Origin of the sequence: Xanthobacter autotrophicus ATCC 700552, assembly GCF_043194565.1 — a bacterium.
GTDB lineage: Bacteria > Pseudomonadota > Alphaproteobacteria > Rhizobiales > Xanthobacteraceae > Xanthobacter > Xanthobacter autotrophicus_F.
In genome coordinates this window covers 103,925-122,616 of record NZ_JBAFVS010000008.1, presented here as the reverse complement: position 1 = coordinate 122,616, position 18,692 = coordinate 103,925, and the positions used below count along the sequence as shown (strand labels likewise).

Sequence of the window (18,692 nt, the reverse complement as noted above, 5' to 3'; positions counted from 1 at the left end):
CTTACGCCACCGGCCCGGTGGAGGGCTCGATGTTGACGAGGAACGCCTTGAACTCGGGCGTCTCGATGTTCGCGTCACCCACGAACGGGGTGAGCACGTTGGCCGGGAAGCCCTTCTTCGCCGCGCCGACGAAGCCCCAGTGGATGGGGATGCCGACGATGTGCACCGGCTTGCCGTCCACCATGAGCGGACGGATGCGCTTGGTGACATAGGCCTTGGCGAAGACCGAGCCGCGCTTCGACCACACCCGCACCCAGCCGGCATTCTGGATCGATTTCTCCTTGGCCAGTTCCTCGGAGATTTCCACGAAGAATTCGGGCTGGAGCACCGCATTCACGTGGTTGTTCTTGGTCCAGTAGTGGAAATGCTCGGTCAGGCGGTAGGAGGTCGCCGCATAGGGGAACTCCTTCGAGGCCACGTCGGCGAACTGGGCGAAGTCGTCCTTGAACACGCGCGCCACCGGATTGCCCCGGATCTTGGGGGCGATGAGGTTGGCGACCGGGCTCTCGAACGGCTCGTAATGCACCGGGAACGGGCCTTCCCGCATCATGCCCCGGGCGAACAGGCGCGAGACGCCTTCCGGATTCATGATGAAGGGTCCCACATCCTGCGGCTTGGCGGTGGGCGCGATGTCCGGCACGTCGTAGCCGGTCCATTTCGCCCCGTCCCACTCGATCAGCTTGCGCGTGGGGTCCCACGGCTTGCCGTCGATATCGCAGGAAGCGCGATTATAAAGGATGCGCCGGTTCGCCGGCCAGGCGAACGACCATTTCAGGTAGGCGCCGGTGGCGTCGGGATCGGAATTGTCCCGGCGGGCCATCATGTTGCCGGCCTCGGTGTAGCTGCCGGAATAGATCCAGCAGCCCGCCGCGGTGGAGCCGTCGTCGCGCAGGACACCGAAGGTGGCCACCTGCTTGCCGGCCTCCAGCACCTTCTTGGTGGGATCGTTGGGGTCCAGCACGTCTTTCAGCACCGAGCCGCTGAGCTCCTTGGTGAGCTCGACGGGCGTGGGCTCGTGCGGGTCCTTGTAGGCCCATGTGAGGTTGAGGATCGGATCGGGGAAGGCGCCGCCTTCCTTGCGATACAGTTCCTTCAGCCGCAGGTGGATGCCGGACATGATGGCGGCGTCCGTCCGCGCCTCGCCCGGAGGCGAGCCCGCCGGCCAGTGCCACTGGATCCACCGCCCGGAATTGACCAGCGACCCCTCGTCCTCCGCGAAGCAGGTGGTGGGCAGCTGGATCACTTCGGTCTGGATCCTGGCGGTGTCCGCCGGATTGTAGACGCCGTGGTTTTCCCAGAAGCGGGCGGTCTCGGTCTGGAGCGGGTCTATGACCACGAGCAGCTTGAGCTTGGCGAGCGCCTCGGCGAGCTTGGCCTTGTTGGGGAAGGCCTGCAGGGGGTTGAAGCCCTGGCAGACGTAGTTGTTCATCTTGCCCTGCTTCATCAGCTCGAAGGCGCGCAGGATGTCGTAGGCCGGCACGTCGAGTTTCGGCAGGTAGTCGAACGCCCAGTTGTTCTCCGCGGTGGCGGCGTCGCCCCACATGGCCTTCTGGAAACTGACGAAGAACTTCCTGTAGTTCTGCCAGTAGCTCATCTGGTTGGGACGCAGCGGCTTGAAGCCGCGGGTGGACATATAGGCGTTGAAGTCGGGTTCCCGCTCCGTGGGCAGGGTGAGATAGCCGGGGATCATGTTGGACATGAGCCCGACGTCGGTCAGCCCCTGGATGTTGGAATGCCCGCGCAACGCATTCATGCCGCCGCCGCGCACGCCGATATTCCCGAGGATCAGCTGCAGCATCGCCATGGTGCGGATGTTCTGCGATCCCTTGGAATGCTGGGTCCAGCCGAGCGCATACATGGAGGTCATCGTCTTGGTCTTGGACGAGCACTCCGCGATCATGGACGCCACCTTCAGGAACTTGTCCTTGGGCGTGCCGGTGATGCGCTCCACGAGTTCGGGCGTGTACTGGGCCACGTGGGCCTTCAACAGGTTCCACACGCAGCGCGGATGCTGGAGGGTGTCGTCCACCACCGCATAGCCGTCGGGGCCGATGTCATAGTCCCAGGTGGAGCGGTTGTAGTCGCGCTTCTCCGCGTCGTAGCCGGTGAACAGGCCGTCGCTGTAGGCGAAGCCCTCCTTGACGATGTAGCTGGCGTTGGTGAACGCCTTCACATAGTCCCACTGCACCTTGTCGTTGGCGATGCAATAATTGATGACGCCGTTGAGGAACGCGATGTCCGAGCCTTGCCGGATCGGGGCGTAATAATCCGCCACCGCGGCCGAGCGCGTGAAGCGCGGGTCCACGACGATGAGCTTGGCGCCACGGGTGGCTTTCGCCTCCGTCACCCATTTGAATCCACACGGGTGCGCTTCAGCGGCATTGCCGCCCATGATGATGACGAGGTCCGTGTTCCGGATATCGGTCCACGAATTGGTCATCGCGCCACGGCCAAAAGTTGGGCCCAAACTGGACACCGTGGGGCCGTGTCAAACCCGCGCCTGGTTGTCGAACACCAGCATGCCGAGCGAACGCACCGTCTTGTACGTGCACCAGGCGGTTTCGTTGGTCGTCGCCGAGGCGGCCAGGAAGCCGGTGGTGGTCCACCGGTTCACGGTCACGCCGTCCTTGTTCTTGGCGATGAAGTTGGCGTCGCGGTCGTCCTTGAACGCGCGCGCGATCTTGTCGAGCGCCTCGTCCCAGGAGATGCGCTCGAACGTGTCGGATCCCGCGCGCCGGATCATCGGATACTGGAGGCGCGTCTCGGACTTGACGATGTCGAGCAGGGCCGCGCCCTTGGGGCAGAGCGTGCCGCGATTGGTGGGATGGTCGCTGTCACCCTCGATGTGGGTGATGTCGGCCTTCTCCCCCTTCGCAAGGTTGCCCTTGGAAAAGATCAGGATGCCGCAGGCCACCGAGCAATAGGTGCAGGTGTTGCGCACTTCCGTGGTGTTGACGAGGCGGAACGGCTTGATGGTGGAGGCGTAGGCCTCCTCGATGGCGCCGAAGCCCATCGCCCCAAGGGTTGTTCCAGCCACGCCCGCGCCCGCCGTTTTCAGAAACTGGCGGCGCGAAAGCTCCATGTTCATCGAAGGAAACCTCCGACCCAGTGAGCCCCGAACCGGGGACCGTTGACGGCAGCCCCCGGAGGCTGCCCGATACCTTATTCCACACTTTGGGACGCTATTTTGGAACTGGAAAGATGTCAATTAACGCAGGGACAACTTCCTGTGTTTCCACCAGATTTTCCGCAGGCGCTTATGTTGCGATGCAATAGAAAAGCAAGTTTTGGATAGAAACACCGTGTGATCTCGAAATTTCAGGGGCAATGGCCAGGGTGCGGGCAAGGGAGCGGCCTGAGTTCACGGACTTGAGCGTTGACCAGCCGCGCCACCTGATCCAGATTGCCGGGGTGAAAATCATGTCCGCTCCCGCGTGGCGGGGCTCACAGCGTGTTTCATCTTTCCCCCCGAAAGATCAGGGCACAGCCGGTTTCGTGCGTGACGCAGCGCGCGCGGCCCTGAGCGCGGCCTGTCGCGCGCTTCTGGCCATCGCCGCTTTGCCGGCGGGTGCCTCTGCGGATGTCTCCGCGGCGGGGCCCCAACAGGCGCTTCAGCCCCTTCGTCCCGTGGCCGGCCAGCCCCTCGCCCCCGCGCTGCGGCTGGAGGCCCTCGACGGGCCGGGATTCGACCTTGCCCAGTCCCATGGTGTCACGGTGGTGCACTTCTTCGCCACCTGGTGCGCGCCATGCCGCACCGAACTGCCGGCCCTCGCGCGGTTCGCCGCCCGCACGCCGCAGGTGAGCGTGGTGCTCGTGGATGTGGCCGAGGTTCCGGTCCGGGTGCGGCGCTTCTTCGCCGATCAGCCGGCGCCGGGGCCGGTGCTGATGGATCTCGACCGCGCCGCCGCGCGCGCCTTCGGCGTCAGCCTTCTGCCGGCCAGTTTCGTGATCGCCGAAGGCCGCATCGCGCTGGCGGCGGAGGGGGAGGCGGCATGGGACAGCCCCGACACCGATATGGCCATCGCCGGGCTGCAAGGGGCGGGCGCCCCGCCGCGCGACCTTTCCAGCCCTGCGGAAAACCACAATAAAAGCCAGGAGGAGCAGTGACATGACCACGAGACGAGACCTGCTGAAGGCTGGTGCCCTCGCTGCCGCCGCCGGGGTCCTGCCCCGCGCGGCCTTCGCCCAACAGGCGCCCGCCCCGCAGATTTTCGCGCCCACGGTGGGCCAGTGGCGCAGCTACCAGATTGTCACCACGGTGGAGATCCTGAAGCCGGAGGGCCAGGTTCAGGCGTGGCTGCCGGTGGCCTCCTTCGCCAATCCGGACTGGTTCAAGCCCGGGGAGAACAGCTGGACCACCAACGCCCGGTCCGCCCAACTGGTGCGCGATCCCCATTCCGGGGCGGACATGCTGCATCTCGTCTTCGCGGACGGCGAGAAGGCGCCGCGGGTGGACCTCACCAGCCGCGCCACCAGCCGCGACTGGGCGGTGGACCTCACCAGGCCCGGCAAGCCGGCCCCGCTCGCCGCCGCCGACCGCGCGCGCAACACGGCATCGACCGATCTCATTCCCACCGACGGCATCGTGAAGGCGACATCCGACAAGATCGTCGCCGGCAAGAGCGGCGAGCTGGAGAAGGTGCGCGCCATCTTCGAGTGGATCGTCGAGAACACCTATCGCAACCCGGCGACGCGCGGCTGCGGCATCGGCGACATCGCGGCGCTGCTCAAGAGCGGCGATATCGGCGGCAAGTGCGCCGATCTCAATGCCCTGTTCGTGGGCCTGGTGCGCGCGCAGGGCATTCCCGCCCGCGACGTCTACGGCCTGCGGGTGGTGCCCTCGCGCTTTGGCTACAAGAGCCTCGGCGCCAATTCCGAGATTGTCACCAAGGCCCAGCATTGCCGCGCCGAGGTGTTCCTCGCCGATTTCGGCTGGGTGCCCATGGACCCGGCCGACGTGCGCAAGGTTGTTCTGGAGGAGCCGCCGGGCAAGCTCGGCCTCGACGATCCCAAGGTGGTGGCGGCCCGCAAGGCCCTGTTCGGCGGCTGGGAGGGCAACTGGTTCGCTTTCAATACGGCCCACGACGTGGCGCTGCCGGGCTTTGCCGGCCCGCGCCTCGGCTTCCTCATGTATCCGCAGGCGGTGAACGCGGCGGGGCTGCTCGACTGCCTCGACCCGGACAGTTTCAAGTACGTCATCCGCGCCTCTGAAATCGCGGTATGACCATCCTCGCCGGTCGGGGCGAATGCCCCCGTCGCCATGCCGGGTCGTGACACCTTTCGGGCCGTGACGACCCCTGGGGGCGTGGCAGAAGCGGCGGGGGTACCCGCCGGCGGGATCAGGGCAAGGTCCGGTCAGGTGACAGCCTGGCCGGACGGGCCATAACCGGAGCGCGTGTTCCGGAAACGGACAGCCAAGGAAACGGACATCCATGCTCGACGTGCCTTCCGTCCGCCTCACCAGCCTTGCCCATGGTGGCGGCTGCGGCTGCAAGCTTGCCCCCTCGGTGCTGCAGGACCTGCTGGCCGGGCAGGCGCAGGGCGGGCCGTTCGAGCGCCTGCTGGTGGGCACCGAGACCGGCGACGATGCCGCCGTGTGGGATCTCGACGGCGGGACGGCGATCATCGCCACCACCGACTTCTTCATGCCCATGGTGGACGATCCCGACCACTTCGGCCGCATCGCCGCCACCAATGCCATCTCCGACATCTACGCCATGGGCGGCACCCCGCTGATGGCGCTTGCCATCCTCGGCATGCCGCTGGGCAAGGTGGACATCGCCACCGTGCGCGCCATCCTCGGCGGCGGGGCGGCCATCTGCGCGCAGGCGGGCATTCCGGTGGCCGGCGGGCATTCCATCGACTGCCCGGAGCCGGTCTACGGCCTCGCGGTGATCGGCTCGGCGCCGCGCGGGCGCATCCGCCGCAATTCCACCGCCCGGCCGGGGGACGCGCTGATCCTCACCAAGGCGCTGGGGGTGGGGGTCTATTCCGCCGCCTTCAAGAAGGAGGCGCTGGGCAAGGCGGCCTATGACGAGATGCTCGCCTCGGTGACGAAGCTCAACCGCATCGGCACCGCGCTGGCGCAGGACGAGGCGGTGCACGCCATGACCGACGTGACCGGCTTCGGCATTCTCGGCCACGGCCTGGAAATGGCCCGCGGTTCCGGCGCCACGCTGCGGCTGTCGCGGGCGGCGCTGCCGTGGCTGTCCGAGGTGGAGCATCTGGTGCAGCAGGGCTTCGTCACCGGTGCGTCCCATCGCAACTGGGCGAGCTACGGTCACGAGGTGGATTTGCCCGAGGGCACCCCCGACTGGCAACGCCACCTTCTCACCGATCCGCAAACCTCCGGCGGCCTGCTGGTGGCCTGCGCCCCCGATGCAGCGGACCGGCTGCTGGGGGAGATCATCGCCGCCGGCTATCCCGCCGCCGCCCGCATCGGCGCGGTGGAGACGGGGCCGGGGCGCGTGGTGGTGGAGGATTGAGGCCGCCGGCTGGAGCCTTCGGCACGGGCCACCCTTCCTGAGGGACAAGACGGGAACCCTGCGGTTTTTCGAGACGTTCTCTTGGATGAAAGGAGAACGGCCATGGCCTCGAACGCACTTCACACCGCGCTCCGGCGCGCCTCTCCCGTGATCATCCCGCATGGCGCCCTCACGGGCGCGCGGGTTTTCGCCACCGGCCTCGTAGGGGCGGTGATGTTTGTTCTGGCCTCGGCGGGGCCTTCGCCCGCGGCGGCGGGCGCCGCAGAGCCGGAAAAAGGGGTGTGCGATCAGCAGCCCCACGCGGCGGCCACACCTCCGGCGCAGGGCGCGACCTCCGGCACCGAGCCGGGCGGGTCAGGCTCCACCGGCTGGTCCGGCGGCACGGGTGGGTCGTTCATCGGCACCACGCCCCAGGCTGGAACGCCCGCCTCGCCCGACCGCCAGCCGGAGGTGGTCACGGGGACGGATCCGAAGGCGGAGCCGCCGAAGGCACCGTGCTGAGGGAGGGCGCGCGGGTCCAGCCGATGGCGCCGAGATCATAGGACAATTGCCGGCGCACCACGGCCGCGTCGGCATCGGAAGCATCGCCCGAGCGGGCTTCCACGCGCCGGATCAGCTCGCCTTCCGGTGCGTCCAGCCAGATGCCGGCGAACGGCACGCCGGCCGCCCGCGCCACCTGAGCGATGGCATCGCGCTCGTCCGGCCGGGCATGGACGGCATCCACGATCACGCTGTGGCCGGTGGCGAGCACCCGGGCCGCGAGCGTCCGCAGGCGGGCGTAGACCTCCCGGGTCGCCTCCGGGGTGTAGGCGTCCGGCGGCAGTTTTTCCGTCTCCGCCGTGCCGGCGAGGCGCTTGCGCTCGATGTCGCTGCGCAGGATCACCGCGCCGGGCGCGCGGCCGAGGGCGGGTGCCATCTTTGCCGCCCATGTGCTCTTGCCGCTGCCGGAGAGGCCGCCCACGGCCCAAAGGGCGGTGTGGGCGGGCAGCGCCTCGGGCGGGGTCGCGCCGTTCAGGAGCGGCAGCGCGCCCGTCTCCGCGTGGCCGGGATCGAGAAAGGCCAGCGCCTGCGCGAACGCGGCGCGCACATGCCGCTCCGCCTCGTCCTTCCGCTCCCCGTGCTGATGCGCGAGCCCCGCCGCCTCCACCTTGGCGCGGATGCCGGCCCGCAGGCTGAGGAAGAAGGGCAGGGCCTTGAGCCCGTCCAGCTGCGCGTCGTCGCTCGCCCACAGATAGCGGTTGAAGACCGCATTGGCCTCGTCCCGAAGCCCCCGCTGCCACAGGTCCATGATGAGGAAGGCGAGGTCGTAGAGCAGGTCGCAGGTGGCGATGTCGTCGTTGAACTCGATGGCGTCGAACAGCACCGGACGGCCATCCAGCAGCACGATGTTGCGCAAATGCATGTCGCCGTGGCAGCGGCGGACGAAGCCGGCGGCGCTGCGGGCTTTCAGCAGGGGCGTGATGCAAGCCAGGGCATTTTCCGAAAGCCGCGCCAGCCGGGCCACCTCCTGCGGCGGGAACAGCTCCGGCCGGGCGGAAAACTCCCTCGTGTTGTCGTCGAGATAGGCGCGCAGCCGGGAAGCCGTGTCGAACCCGCGCCGCACCGGCGCCGCCGCATGGGCTTCAAGAACCGCCACCGCCAGCGCCTTCACGAGGTCGGGCGAAAGGTCGCCGCGCTCCGCCACCCTGTCCAGGGTCAGGCTGGTGTCGAAGCGGCGCATCTTCACGGCACATTCCACCACCTCGCCCGCGCCCCCCAACGCCAGGCCATGGGGCGTGCGGACGATGGGCACCACGCCGAGATAAAGCCCCGGCGCGCCGGGGCCGCTGATCTCCACCTCCGCATGGCAGGCGGCGCGGCGTTTCTCCAGGGTCGAGAAATCCATGAAGGGGAAAAAGACCGCCCGCTTCACCTTGTAGGCGAAGGGCCCGGCGAGGAAGACCGCCGCCCCGTGGGTGTCGATGCGCGTCACCGGTTCGGAAAGCCCATGGGTGGCGGGATCTTCCAAAAGGGCGAAGACGGCACTCTGGTCGCCGACCACATGGCCGGGCGCGGCGGGCGGTGCGGGCATATCCGTCGGCGCCGTCATGGATCGTCCCAGTCTGGAAGGAAGCTGCCCCGGCGCGGGGCCGGGGCGGCTAGAGCTTAAGGCGTGATGGCCACCTTGAGAACGCCGTCGCGCTGGTGGGAGAACAGGTCATAGGCCTTTTCGATGTCGTCCAGCTTGAAGCGGTGGGTGACGAGGGCGCGGGCATCCACCCGGCCCGAGGCCACCACGTCCATCAGGCGGCGCATGCGCTCCTTGCCGCCGGGGCACAGGGAGGTGACGATCTTGTTGTCGCCGAGGCCCGCCGCGAAGGCATCCAGCGGGATCTTCAGGTCGCTGGAGTAGACGCCCAGCGAAGACAGGGTGCCGCCGGGCCGCAGCACGCGCAGGGCAGCCTCGAAGGTCTCCTGCCGGCCGAGCGCCTCGATGGCCACGTCCACGCCGCGCCCGTCGGTGAGGCGCAGGATCTCCTCCACCGGGTCCACCTTGGAGAAGTCCACCACCTCGTCGGCCCCCATGGCGCGGGCGACGTTGAGGCGCTCGCCCACCCGGTCCACGGCGATGATGCGGGTCGCGCCCATCAGCCGGGCGCCCGCCGTGGCGCACAGGCCGATGGGACCCTGCGCGAACACGGCCACCGTATCGCCGATGCGCACCTTGCCGCTCTCGGCGCCGGCAAAGCCGGTGGACATGATGTCCGGGCACATGAGCACCTGCTCGTCGCCGAGGGCTTCCGGCACCGGGGCGAGATTGGTCATGGCGTCGGGCACGATGAGATATTCCGCCTGCGCGCCGTCGATGGTGTTGCCGAAGCGCCAGCCGCCCATGGGCTTGAAGCCGTGCTTCATGCGCGGGCCGTCCTGCGAGGCGCAGCCGCACAGGCAGGCGTTGGAATAGCCCGATGGCGTGATGGCGCCGGCAATGACGCGCTGGCCTTCGGCGAAGCCTTCCACCGCCGAGCCCAGCTTCTCGATGATGCCCACCGGCTCGTGGCCGATGGTGAGGCCCTTCTCGACCGGATACTCGCCCTTGAGGATATGGACATCCGTGCCGCAGATGGTGGTCGTGGTGATGCGGATGAGGGCATCCAGCGGCCCCACGTCCGGGATGGGCTTTTCGTCGAGGACGATGCGGTTCTTCTCCACGAAGATGGCCGCCTTCATCTTCGCCTTGCCGGGGCGGTTGCGCTCGACAAAGCCGGGGCGTTCGATGGTCTCGGTCATGGCGTTCCTTCCTATCCGTCCCCGGTGGGGAAACGTGGGGACGCTTCGGTGCCGTGGTAACTGGTTAGGACAACGGGATCGGAACGGCATTGATGCCGGTCAACCGCGCAGGGCAAGCGTGCGCGCCGTGTCCGGCGCTTTCGCGGCGCGGCTGCCGGAGGTGCGGAAAAACCCGGCCGCGCTGTCGGCCCGGCCGGTCGTCGCGCGTCATTCAGGCACGACACAGCGAGGATTGCCGCCATGGCTACCATTTCGACACCGAAGATCTCACCCTGCCTGTGGTTCGACGGCGACGCGGAAGACGCCGCCCGCTTCTACGTGTCGCTGTTCCCGGACAGTGCCATCGACAGCGTGTACCGCAACGCCGCCGAAGGGCCGTCCGGGCCGGAGGGCTCGGCGCTGATGGTGGCCTTCACGCTCGCGGGCCAGCGCTTCCTCGCGCTGAATGGCGGGCAGAAGGTGGAACACACCCATGCCATCTCCTTCCAGGTGGATTGCGAGGACCAGGCGGAGGTGGACCGCCTGTGGGCGGCCTTCACCGCCGAGGGGCGGGAGGAGCAGTGCGGCTGGCTGCGCGATCGCTGGGGCGTCGCCTGGCAGATCGTGCCGCGCGTCTTGCCCCGGCTTCTGTCCGATCCTGATCCTGCGAAGGCGCGGCGGGTGATGGAGGCCCTGTTCCAGATGGTGAAGCTGGACGTCGCCGCGCTGGAGCAGGCGGCGGCGGGATAGGTTGTCATCAGGCGGCGGGGGAACGCAGGTCGCGCGGCCAGAGCCCGGCCAGGATGTGTGCCCGGGCGTTCGGGTGTAGATTGAGGCCGGCCTTAATGGGCCGGTCTTTTCTTTTCGAGACGCTCCTGTCTTTTCAGGACGCTGTTGGCGTCTTCATTTTCATGCGAGGATTTCATGGTTCAGGACACTGCGGCCGACACGACCGACACGCCCCAGATTCCGCCCGCCGCGCTGGAGCGCTGGCAGACCTTTGCCGACGACACCCCGCTTCAGCTCACGCTGACCAAGGGCGATCTCGACAATCTGCTGCTGGCCCTGCGCAACCTCGCCATTGGCCAGAGCGAACTTGTGGCCGCCCTTGCCGCCCATACCAATCAGGACCAGGAAGCCGCGGTCGACGCCATGGTGCGGGCCAACGAGGTGGCGCGCGCGGCGTTCGGGCGCATCAACGCGCTGATCTCGGCGGTGATGAGCCGCGCTGTGCCGACGCCATAAGGCCTTCGGCACCGGTTTGCCACCGATGCCGAGTGGTCACGTTCAAGGGCCGCGCGGGCCTCAGGCGTGGGCCGGCTGGGCTGTGACCGTCGCGCCGGAGCGGGCCTTTTCCACCAGATGGCCGGCGAGGCGGTGGGCCATGGCCATGATGGTGAGGGTGAGGTGCTTGTCGGGAAGCACCGGCACCACGCCGCCGTCGCAGACATAGACATTGTCGAGGTCGTGGCACTTGAGGTTCGCGTCCACCACGCCCTTGCTCGGGTCCGCCGAGATGGCGGTGGTGCCGGCATAATGGATGCCGGTGCCGGAATTGTCCCGCGACGGATAGATGGAGGTCGCCCCGGCATGGCGCAGCACTGTGCGGCCCCAGGCTTCCATGGCGTCGATCATCTTGTCCGCCTTGGCGGAGGAGGAGAAGTCCACGGTCACATGGCGCACGCCGAAGCGGTCGTAGCTGGCCGCCGGCCGCACCCGGTTGGCGGGGTTGGGGTCGCCGGCGCAGAACAGGCCCAGCGTCACATAGCTGTGGAACATGAAGCGGGAGAGCCGCTCCTTCATGAAGGGCGGGAAGCGCTTCATGCCCACCAGATAATGCGGCACGTCCGGCACGCCGTGGATGGCATGGCCGATGAAGGGGAATTCCTCCCCGTCGGGCAGGGTGCCGCGCGACAGGAGGATGAGCAGGTCGCCGTAGCCGATGTCGAAGTCGCGCCCGCTGCCCCACAGCTTCCACAGGGAGGTGGACAGCACGGACTTGGGATTGTCCTGCAGCCGCAGGCCGAGCTGGCCGAAGGCGTTGCCCATGCCTTCCGGGGCCACGTCGTCGGCCGAGTTGAACAGGATGCGCGGGCTTTCCACCGCGCCGGTGGCCAGCACCACCTTGTCGGCGGTGAGCAGGCGCGATTCGCCGGTGGCCATGTCGCGGTATTCCACGCCCAGGACCCGCCGCGTGCCGGGCTCGCGCAGCAGGCGCACCACCTTGGCCCCGGTGCGCAGCTCGTAGTTCGGCAGCTTGGCGATCTCCGGCAGCAGGCGGGCGGTGAACTTGTAGACCGCGCCGGTGGGGCAGCCGGAGGTGCAGATGCCGGTGGAGGCGCAGGCGTTGGGGCTATCGGGCCTCGTGTCGATGGCCTTGCGGTTGGGAATGGCGCGGGAGTAGGGCTCCTCCAGGCCGTTCACCGCGTCGATGATCATCTGGTCGGCGGGCCGCAGGGGCTTGGGCGGCACATAGATGCCGTCGGGCAGCTCGGGGATGTCCTCCTTGGTGCCGCACACCACGATGCGGCGCTCCACCGCGTCATAGTGGGGCGCCAGCTCGGCGTAGCGGAACGGCCAGTCGGCGAAATCCTTTTCGGAAAAGCGCACGCTCACGCCGTTCCACAGGTTCTGCAGGCCGTTCACCTGGATGATCTGGTAGTGGCGGAAGCCGCCCTCCGGCCAGCCGGTGGAGCCGTCCTCGCCCTTCTCGAACAACGGGTGGACGAACAGGCTGTCGTGGGGCTCGGCGGGCCACACGGTGTTGGAGCGGATGCCGAAGTCCAGCGCGCTGCCCGGCGGGTCGACGCGCTTGAAATGGTCGTCGGCGAGCTGGCCGCCCTGCTCCAGGGAGACCACGTTGAGCCCGGCCTTGGCGAGTTCGTAGGCGAGGATGCCGCCACCGGCGCCGGTGCCGACGACGATCACATCGCAATGGGCCGCTTCAGCCACGCACGCCTCCCAGGGGCCACTCGCCCACCGTGCTCAGGAAAGCCGGCGAGGCGAAATAAACGTATTCGAAGAAGGTGTGCACCGCCGGCGCGTCGTCGCCCAGGTGCGCGCGCTCGATGTCGCCGCCCTCGGCGAAGCCGGCGCGCGCGGCGATGCGCCGGAAGGCGCCGTTGAGCTGGTCGTTGAGCACCACGATCCGGACCAGGTCGGGCAGCAGGGGTTCCAGCTCGCGGTGGTAGTGGTCCAGCGGCAGCACCGCCGCCACGAGCCGCTCGAAATCGAGCGGCGCCGCGGCGGAGTTCACGGTTTCGGCTTCGGGAGGGGGGACCATGGCTCGGCGCTCCTCAGGCGGCACGGGGCGTGAAGCGGCCGAGGTCCCGCAGGGGCCGGCCGCTGTCGAGGTGGCGCTCGATCTCTTCCAGGCTGACGCCGGAGGTTTCGGGCACCAGCCATTGGGTGAAGGCGAGGCCGACCACGCACACCACCGCATAGAGGCCGAACACGCCGGCCAGGCCGAACTCCGCCACCAGCACCGGGAAGCTGAACACCACCAGGAAGTTGAAGCCCCAGTTGACCAGCGAGGCGACGCTCATGCCCAGGGCCCGCACGTCGAGGGGGAAGACTTCCGACATCATCACCCAGGGTAGCGGCCCGATGGCGATGGCGAAGGAGGCGATGTAGAGCACCAGCCCGCCGAGGGCGAGCTTGCCCATCATCTCGCTGCCAGTGGCGGCGCCGATGGCGATGACGCCGAGCGCCACCGCCGTGCCGGCAAAGCCGATCAGCAGCAGCAGCCGGCGGCCCAGCCGGTCGATGAGCATCATGCCGACGATGGTCATGAGCACGTTGACCACGCCGATGCCGGCGGTGGCCAGGATCTGGGTGGTGGATGAGCCGAAGCCCGACAGCTCGAACACGGTGGGCGCGTAATAGATCACCGCGTTGATGCCGGAGAGCTGCTGCAGCAGGAACAGCCCCATGGCGACGATGAGGGCCGGCCGCACCCGCGGGGTGAGCAGGTCCGAGAGGCGCGCCTTGCGGGTCTCGTCCTGGACCGCGCCGGCGCGGATCTCGGCGAATTCCGCCTTCACCGCGGGATCGCTCTCCGGCTTCTCGCGCATGCGGGCCAGCGCTGCGCGGGCCTCGGCCTCGCGGCCGCGCACGGCAAGCCAGCGCGGCGTGTCCGACAGGCCGAAGATGCCCACGAACAGGGCGATGGCCGGCACCGCGCCCACGGCGAACATCCAGCGCCAGGATTCGTGGAAGGCGTAGCCCACCACATAGGCGCCGAGGATGCCGAGGGTGATGGCGAGCTGGTAGATGGAGACCAGCATGCCGCGCTGGGCCGCCGGCGCACATTCGGAGATGTAGAGCGGCGCCATCATGGCGGCGACGCCGACGCCGAGACCGATGATCAGCCGGGCGAAGGTGAGGGTCCACAGCCCGAAGGCGAACGCGCTCAGGAGGGCGCCAACCACGAACAGGACGGCGGCGGCCAGCAGCAGCCGGCGCCGGCCCAGGGACAAGGCGAGGCGGCCGGCGACGATGGCGCCGAGGAAGGCGCCGAACGGCACCGCCGCCGTCATCATGCCCTCGGCCACGGGATCGATGCCGAGGTCCCGGCGCAGCGGCGCGAGGGCGCCGGCGATGACGCCTTCGTCGAAGCCGAACAGCGCCCCGGCGATGCCGGCTATGGCGGCGATGAGGTACATCATGGGCGCCCCTCCCGGAGTGCGGTTTCTGGTGATTGTTGTGCGGTACCCCGAACGGGGCTTGGAGCGCGATCCGATCAGATTGACTTGAATCTGATCGGTGAATCTCCCTCCAAATTCAAGAAAGAGAACGCGTTGTCCGATCAGCTTGCGACGCAAGCCGATCGGCGCATGCTTTAGACCAGCACCACTTTCGCCACCTTGCGCATGGCGGTGATGATGTCGTCCACGTCCTGCGCGGTCAGCGTCGAGGCGATGGTGAGCAGCGCGCCGCGGGCGTTCAGCTCGTCGCAATGGGGCAGGGCGCCGGCGGCATAGCTGTAGTCGGCCCCGAACGCATTGAAGGGGTGGGTCCAGGGGAAGCCGTCGCGGCTGTCGGACCGCTTGTGCACCAGGCTCGGAATGTTCGAGTACCAGTGCATGCCCCATTCCCGCATGGTGAGGCAGGCCAGCGACCCGGGCGGGCCGGCGATGCCTTCGGCGCGCAGGGCATCCACGAAGTGGCGGGCGGTGGCCTCGTCCTTCAGGGTCATGATGAGGAAGGGGCCGGTGTCGCCCGCCGGGTCGGGAATGGTGCGGAAGCCGAGGCCGGGGGTGCCCTCCAGCGCGTCGCGGATGCGCCACTTGGCGGTGCGCATGGCGCCGGTGATCAGCGGCAGCTTGCGCATCTGGGCCAGGCACATGGCGCCGGTGAGTTCCGACATGCGGGCGCCCACGCCCCACAGCTGGCAGGTCTCGTCCGAGGTGTCGAGCCGGCCCTGGGCGTTGCGGGGGTAGCCGAGGTCGTGCAGCGCCACGATGCGGCGATAGAGGTCGTCGCGCTCGGTCACCACCATGCCGCCGTCGCCGGAGGTCATGTTCTTGTTGAGCTGGAAGGAGAAGATGCCCACGTCGCCGAAGGTGCCCACGGCCTTGCCGTTCTGGCTGGAGCCGGCGGTCTGGGCGCAGTCCTCGATGAGGCCGATGCCGCGCTCGCGGCAGATGCGGGCGACCTCGGCCACACGCCCCGGTGCCCCGCTCATGTGCACCATCAGCGCGGCGCGGGTGTGGGGGCCGATCTTGCGCTCCACATCGGCGGGATCGAGGGTGAAGCAGTCGTCCACGTCCACGAGGCGCGGGATGGCGCCGGCGCGCACCACCGCGCTCACGCAGCTCACCCAGAGATAGCCGGGCACCAGCACCTCGTCGCCGGGGCCGATCTCCAGCGCCGACATGGCGATGGAGAGGGCCGCCGTGCCGGAGGACACGCCGAGCGCGTGCTTGTGGCCGAAGGCGGCGCACCACTCCTTTTCGAGGGTGTCCACCATGTGCTGGAGGTCCGGCCCGTAGAAGCGGAACGGGCTCTTGGCGCGCACCACGCGGGAGACCAGCTCCAGCTCCTCGTCGCCGATCCAGTGGGCGCCGGGCAATTCCCACGGCAGCGGCGCCTTGCGCACCGGCTCCCCACCCTCGATGGCCAGACGATTGGCGTGCTCGTGCGCAGCGGCCGAGGCAGTCACGTGGCGCTCTCCCCTGATTACCGGATTTATCGATTGAAATCTGTCGAGCCGGGATTTTTGCGGTATTTATGCTCCAGCCTCGCCGCAGCTTACAAGCCCTTTCCGTTTGATGGCTAAGGGATACCTCACCCCGGCCGGGGACCTTCCGGAGCGACCCCATGAAGACGCTGCTGCTCACGGCCAGTCTGGTGCTGCTGTTCGGCATTCTGTTTGGTTTCAGCACAGCGTCCATCGCCGGCGTGGTCGAGGCCATTGCGCAGGCTTTCGCCCTGTCCACCCGCGCCACCGAGATGGTGGTGACCTCCCTGCTGGTCGGCTGCTTCGTGGGGGCCGCCGCGGCCGCGCCGGTGTCGGCGCGAATCGGGCGGCGTCCCGCCTGCCTGCTCGCCGCTTTGCTGGCCATTGCCGGCTATATTCTCATTCCGCTGGGACAAGGCGTTGCACCCGGGCCGGGCATGCTGGTGGCGGCCCGCATCCTCATCGGCCTCGGGGTCGGCCTCTCGTCCATGGTGGTGCCCATGTATGCGGCCGAGGTGACGCCAGCGCGCCACCGGGGGGCGGTGGTGTCCCTGTTCCAGCTCGCCATCACCGTCGGCATCCTCGCCGGCTATGCAGTGCCGCTCGCCCTGATCGACCGGGCCTCGTGGCAGCAGATGCTGGGCGGCGGGGTGCTGATCGCCGTGGCCTGCGGGGCCATCGTCCTGGTGCTTCCGGAAAGCCCGCGCTGGCTCCGGGCCAGGGGCATGGGCGCGCGTGCGGACGCGGCAGCCCGGGCGCTGGGCATCGCCGCCGAGATGGGCGAGGAGCGCGCGCCGGACGGGGCCAACTGGCGCGAAGTGCTCGGCCGCGGCGCCACCAAGGCGGTGCTGGTGCTGTGCAGCGTGCTGTTCGTGCTGCAGAACTTCTCCGGCATCGACGGCATTCTCTATTATGCCCCGCACATCTTCACCGAGCTGGGCTTTCCGGCGGGCACCGCGGCGCTGGCCGCCACCTTCGGCCTCGGCCTGTTCAATGTCATCGCCACCATCGCCGCCATGGCGCTGGTGGACCGGCTCGGCCGCCGGCCGCTGCTGATCGCCGGATCGGCGGCCATGGCGGCGAGCCTTGCCGCCGTCATCGTGGCGGCGCTGGCCGACTGGCCGTGGGTGGCGCTGGCGGGGCTGTGCGCCTACATCGTCGCCTTCGCCCTCAGCCTCGGCCCCTTGCCCTACGTGCTCATGTCCGAGCTGTTCCCCTCCGCCATCCGGGAGCGGGGCATCGCGGTGGCCTCGGCCACCAGCTGGCTGTTCAACGGCATTGTCGCCGGCACCTTCCTGTCGGTGGTGCAGGGCATCGGCCTTGCGGGCACCATCGGCATCTTCTTCGTGGTCTGTGTGCTGTCGCTGGTGGTCGCGGTGCTGTTCGTGCCGGAGACGCGCCGGGTGGGGCTGGAGGAGATCGAGGCCGACGTGCTCGACGGACGGCCGCTGCGGCAGCTCGGCGCCGGCAGCTGAATCCGCCCCCGCCGGCGGCGTGCGCGGGGCCGCCAGCGGGGCCATCACGCCTGCTCCAACAGGACCCGCGCGCTCTGGTCGCGTCCGGCGACCTCCGCTATAGGGGTGCGGGGTTGCAGTGCGGAAAGAGGAGTGTCCAGTGGCCGACGTGACGCATCGCGCGCCGAACGCAGGCGCTGTCAAAATGCGCCGGTGGGGCATGCCGACGCTGGCGCTGGGCGGGGCCCTGCTGCTGGCGGGATGCGGCGAGGCGCCGGAGGCGAAGGCGCCCGAGCCGCGCCCGGTGCGCACCATTCTCGCCACCAGCCGCGCGGCCAGCGATGCGGTGACCCTCACCGGCCAGGTGGAGGCGCAGAACGAGGCCACCTACGGCTTCCGCATCGGCGGGCGCATCATCGAGCGTCTGGTGAATGTGGGCGACCAGGTGAAGCCCGGCCAGGTGCTGGCGCGGCTCGATCCCCAGGACGAGCAGAACGCCCTGCGCTCGGCCCAGGCGGCGCTGTCGGCCGCCAATGCCAATCTCAGCCAGACCCGCAACCAGTACGAGCGCCAGCGCCAGCTGCTCGCCCGTGGCTTCACCCCCCGCGCCCAGTATGAGCAGGCCGAGCAGGCCTTCCTCAATGCCCGCTCCCAGGTCGAGGACACCGAGGCGCGGTTGCAGATGGCGCAGGATCGCCTCGGCTTCACCGAGCTGAAGGCGGATTCGGCGGGCGTCGTCACCCAGCGGCGGGCCGAGCCCGGCGAGGTGGTGCAGGCCGGCCAGCCGGTGATCGAGGTGGCGCGCCGCGACGGGCGCGACGCGGTGTTCGAGGTGCCGGCCGCCCTCCTGACCTCCCTGCCGGGCGATCCCGAGGTGGAGGTGACCCTTTCGGGCGATCCCGCGGTCAAGGCCACCGGCCGGGTGCGCGAAGTGGCGCCCCAGGCGGATCCGGTCACCCGCACCTTCCGCGTGCGCGTCGGCCTCATCGACCCGCCGGAGGGCCTGCGGCTCGGCACCACAGTCATCGGCCGCGTGGTGGTGGATACCGGCCCGGTGATCGAGATCCCGGCCAGCGCGCTCACCCGCTTCAATGACAAGCCGGCGGTGTGGGTGGTGGACCCCAAGGCGCAGACCGTCTCCCTGCGCACGGTGGAAGTGCTGCGCTTCAGCCCCGCCACCGTGAGCGTGGCCGAGGGGCTCAAGCCCTCCGAGATCGTGGTGACGGCGGGCGTTCAGGCGCTGCATCCGGGGCAGAAGGTGCGCCTTCTGGGGACGCAGCTGTGAGCGGCGGCTTCAACCTCTCCGCCTGGGCGCTGAAGCAC

Annotated in this window: 15 protein-coding genes; 8 read left to right on the top strand and 7 right to left on the bottom strand. The window is 68.8% G+C overall.

Going from position 1 to position 18,692, the window contains the following annotated elements; translation table 11 throughout:
* Position 1: 1 nt before the first annotated feature.
* On the bottom strand, positions 2 to 3,088 hold the full coding sequence (gene fdnG, locus V5F48_RS11010; RefSeq protein WP_394258744.1) for a formate dehydrogenase-N subunit alpha: 3,087 nt from the start codon (positions 3,086 to 3,088) through the stop codon (positions 2 to 4).
* A 407-nt stretch (positions 3,089 to 3,495) separates the two neighbouring features.
* Between fdnG and V5F48_RS11005 the strand changes: the two genes are divergently transcribed.
* The 4 genes from V5F48_RS11005 to V5F48_RS10990 all read left to right on the top strand — a co-directional run bounded on the left by V5F48_RS11005 (position 3,496) and on the right by V5F48_RS10990 (position 6,986).
* A complete protein-coding gene (locus V5F48_RS11005; protein WP_394258743.1) occupies positions 3,496 to 4,107 on the top strand; it encodes a TlpA family protein disulfide reductase in 612 nt (203 codons plus the stop codon).
* A gap of 1 nt (position 4,108) precedes the next feature.
* Positions 4,109 to 5,224, top strand: a complete 1,116-nt coding sequence (locus tag V5F48_RS11000; protein ID WP_394258742.1) for a transglutaminase-like domain-containing protein — start codon at positions 4,109 to 4,111, stop codon at positions 5,222 to 5,224.
* Positions 5,225 to 5,432: 208 nt separating this feature from the next.
* The gene (gene selD, locus V5F48_RS10995; RefSeq protein WP_394258741.1) at positions 5,433 to 6,485 is read left to right on the top strand and encodes a selenide, water dikinase SelD; all 1,053 of its coding nucleotides are present in this window, start codon (positions 5,433 to 5,435) and stop codon (positions 6,483 to 6,485) included.
* A gap of 102 nt (positions 6,486 to 6,587) precedes the next feature.
* Positions 6,588 to 6,986 (top strand): hypothetical protein, encoded by a 399-nt coding sequence (locus V5F48_RS10990; RefSeq protein WP_394258740.1) that lies wholly within the window; start codon positions 6,588 to 6,590, stop codon positions 6,984 to 6,986.
* Here the strand turns inward: V5F48_RS10990 and V5F48_RS10985 are convergent.
* Both V5F48_RS10985 and V5F48_RS10980 read right to left on the bottom strand, forming a co-directional pair.
* Positions 6,940 to 8,574 (bottom strand): bifunctional aminoglycoside phosphotransferase/ATP-binding protein, encoded by a 1,635-nt coding sequence (locus tag V5F48_RS10985; RefSeq protein WP_394258739.1) that lies wholly within the window; start codon positions 8,572 to 8,574, stop codon positions 6,940 to 6,942. The two genes, V5F48_RS10990 and V5F48_RS10985, sit on opposite strands and share 47 nt — an antisense overlap.
* Before the next feature lie 56 nt (positions 8,575 to 8,630).
* The gene (locus V5F48_RS10980; RefSeq protein WP_394258738.1) at positions 8,631 to 9,755 is read right to left on the bottom strand and encodes an NAD(P)-dependent alcohol dehydrogenase; all 1,125 of its coding nucleotides are present in this window, start codon (positions 9,753 to 9,755) and stop codon (positions 8,631 to 8,633) included.
* A 240-nt stretch (positions 9,756 to 9,995) separates the two neighbouring features.
* Between V5F48_RS10980 and V5F48_RS10975 the strand changes: the two genes are divergently transcribed.
* Both V5F48_RS10975 and V5F48_RS10970 read left to right on the top strand, forming a co-directional pair.
* On the top strand, positions 9,996 to 10,484 hold the full coding sequence (locus V5F48_RS10975; RefSeq protein WP_394258737.1) for a VOC family protein: 489 nt from the start codon (positions 9,996 to 9,998) through the stop codon (positions 10,482 to 10,484).
* Between the two features lie 174 nt (positions 10,485 to 10,658).
* On the top strand, positions 10,659 to 10,979 hold the full coding sequence (locus V5F48_RS10970; protein WP_394258736.1) for a hypothetical protein: 321 nt from the start codon (positions 10,659 to 10,661) through the stop codon (positions 10,977 to 10,979).
* Between the two features lie 60 nt (positions 10,980 to 11,039).
* On the opposite strand, the gene V5F48_RS10965 is transcribed toward V5F48_RS10970, so the two are convergent.
* The 4 genes from V5F48_RS10965 to V5F48_RS10950 form a co-directional block, all read right to left on the bottom strand.
* Positions 11,040 to 12,686 carry a GMC oxidoreductase gene (locus V5F48_RS10965; RefSeq protein WP_394258735.1) on the bottom strand — a complete coding sequence of 549 codons (1,647 nt, stop codon included), beginning with the start codon at positions 12,684 to 12,686 and terminating at the stop codon, positions 11,040 to 11,042.
* Positions 12,679 to 13,017, bottom strand: a complete 339-nt coding sequence (locus V5F48_RS10960) for a hypothetical protein (RefSeq protein ID WP_394258734.1) — start codon at positions 13,015 to 13,017, stop codon at positions 12,679 to 12,681. Before V5F48_RS10960 ends, V5F48_RS10965 begins: the two co-directional genes overlap by 8 nt.
* Positions 13,018 to 13,030: 13 nt before the next feature.
* Positions 13,031 to 14,401 carry a sugar porter family MFS transporter gene (locus V5F48_RS10955; protein ID WP_394258733.1) on the bottom strand — a complete coding sequence of 457 codons (1,371 nt, stop codon included), beginning with the start codon at positions 14,399 to 14,401 and terminating at the stop codon, positions 13,031 to 13,033.
* 173 nt (positions 14,402 to 14,574) lie between these two features.
* Positions 14,575 to 15,897: a DegT/DnrJ/EryC1/StrS family aminotransferase gene (locus tag V5F48_RS10950; RefSeq protein WP_394258732.1), complete on the bottom strand. Its 1,323-nt coding sequence runs from the start codon at positions 15,895 to 15,897 to the stop codon at positions 14,575 to 14,577.
* Positions 15,898 to 16,055: 158 nt separating this feature from the next.
* Between V5F48_RS10950 and V5F48_RS10945 the strand changes: the two genes are divergently transcribed.
* The gene (locus tag V5F48_RS10945) at positions 16,056 to 17,390 is read left to right on the top strand and encodes a sugar porter family MFS transporter (protein WP_394258731.1); all 1,335 of its coding nucleotides are present in this window, start codon (positions 16,056 to 16,058) and stop codon (positions 17,388 to 17,390) included.
* A 184-nt stretch (positions 17,391 to 17,574) separates the two neighbouring features.
* On the top strand, positions 17,575 to 18,654 hold the full coding sequence (locus V5F48_RS10940; RefSeq protein ID WP_394109038.1) for an efflux RND transporter periplasmic adaptor subunit: 1,080 nt from the start codon (positions 17,575 to 17,577) through the stop codon (positions 18,652 to 18,654).
* The last annotated feature ends 38 nt before the right edge of the window (positions 18,655 to 18,692 follow it).

Excerpts from the sequence above, each read along its gene's own strand:
- V5F48_RS10990 (WP_394258740.1), top strand. The coding sequence starts at position 6,588 with ATGGCCTCGAACGCACTTCACACCGCGCTCCGGCGCGCCTCTCCCGTG.
- V5F48_RS10980 (WP_394258738.1), bottom strand. The coding sequence starts at position 9,755 with ATGACCGAGACCATCGAACGCCCCGGCTTTGTCGAGCGCAACCGCCCC.
- V5F48_RS10955 (WP_394258733.1), bottom strand. The coding sequence starts at position 14,401 with ATGATGTACCTCATCGCCGCCATAGCCGGCATCGCCGGGGCGCTGTTC.
- V5F48_RS10975 (WP_394258737.1), top strand. The coding sequence starts at position 9,996 with ATGGCTACCATTTCGACACCGAAGATCTCACCCTGCCTGTGGTTCGAC.
- V5F48_RS10985 (WP_394258739.1), bottom strand. The coding sequence starts at position 8,574 with ATGACGGCGCCGACGGATATGCCCGCACCGCCCGCCGCGCCCGGCCAT.
- V5F48_RS10960 (WP_394258734.1), bottom strand. The coding sequence starts at position 13,017 with ATGGTCCCCCCTCCCGAAGCCGAAACCGTGAACTCCGCCGCGGCGCCG.
- V5F48_RS10945 (WP_394258731.1), top strand. The coding sequence starts at position 16,056 with ATGAAGACGCTGCTGCTCACGGCCAGTCTGGTGCTGCTGTTCGGCATT.
- V5F48_RS10940 (WP_394109038.1), top strand. The coding sequence starts at position 17,575 with ATGCGCCGGTGGGGCATGCCGACGCTGGCGCTGGGCGGGGCCCTGCTG.
- selD (WP_394258741.1), top strand. The coding sequence starts at position 5,433 with ATGCTCGACGTGCCTTCCGTCCGCCTCACCAGCCTTGCCCATGGTGGC.
- V5F48_RS11000 (WP_394258742.1), top strand. The coding sequence starts at position 4,109 with ATGACCACGAGACGAGACCTGCTGAAGGCTGGTGCCCTCGCTGCCGCC.
- V5F48_RS10970 (WP_394258736.1), top strand. The coding sequence starts at position 10,659 with ATGGTTCAGGACACTGCGGCCGACACGACCGACACGCCCCAGATTCCG.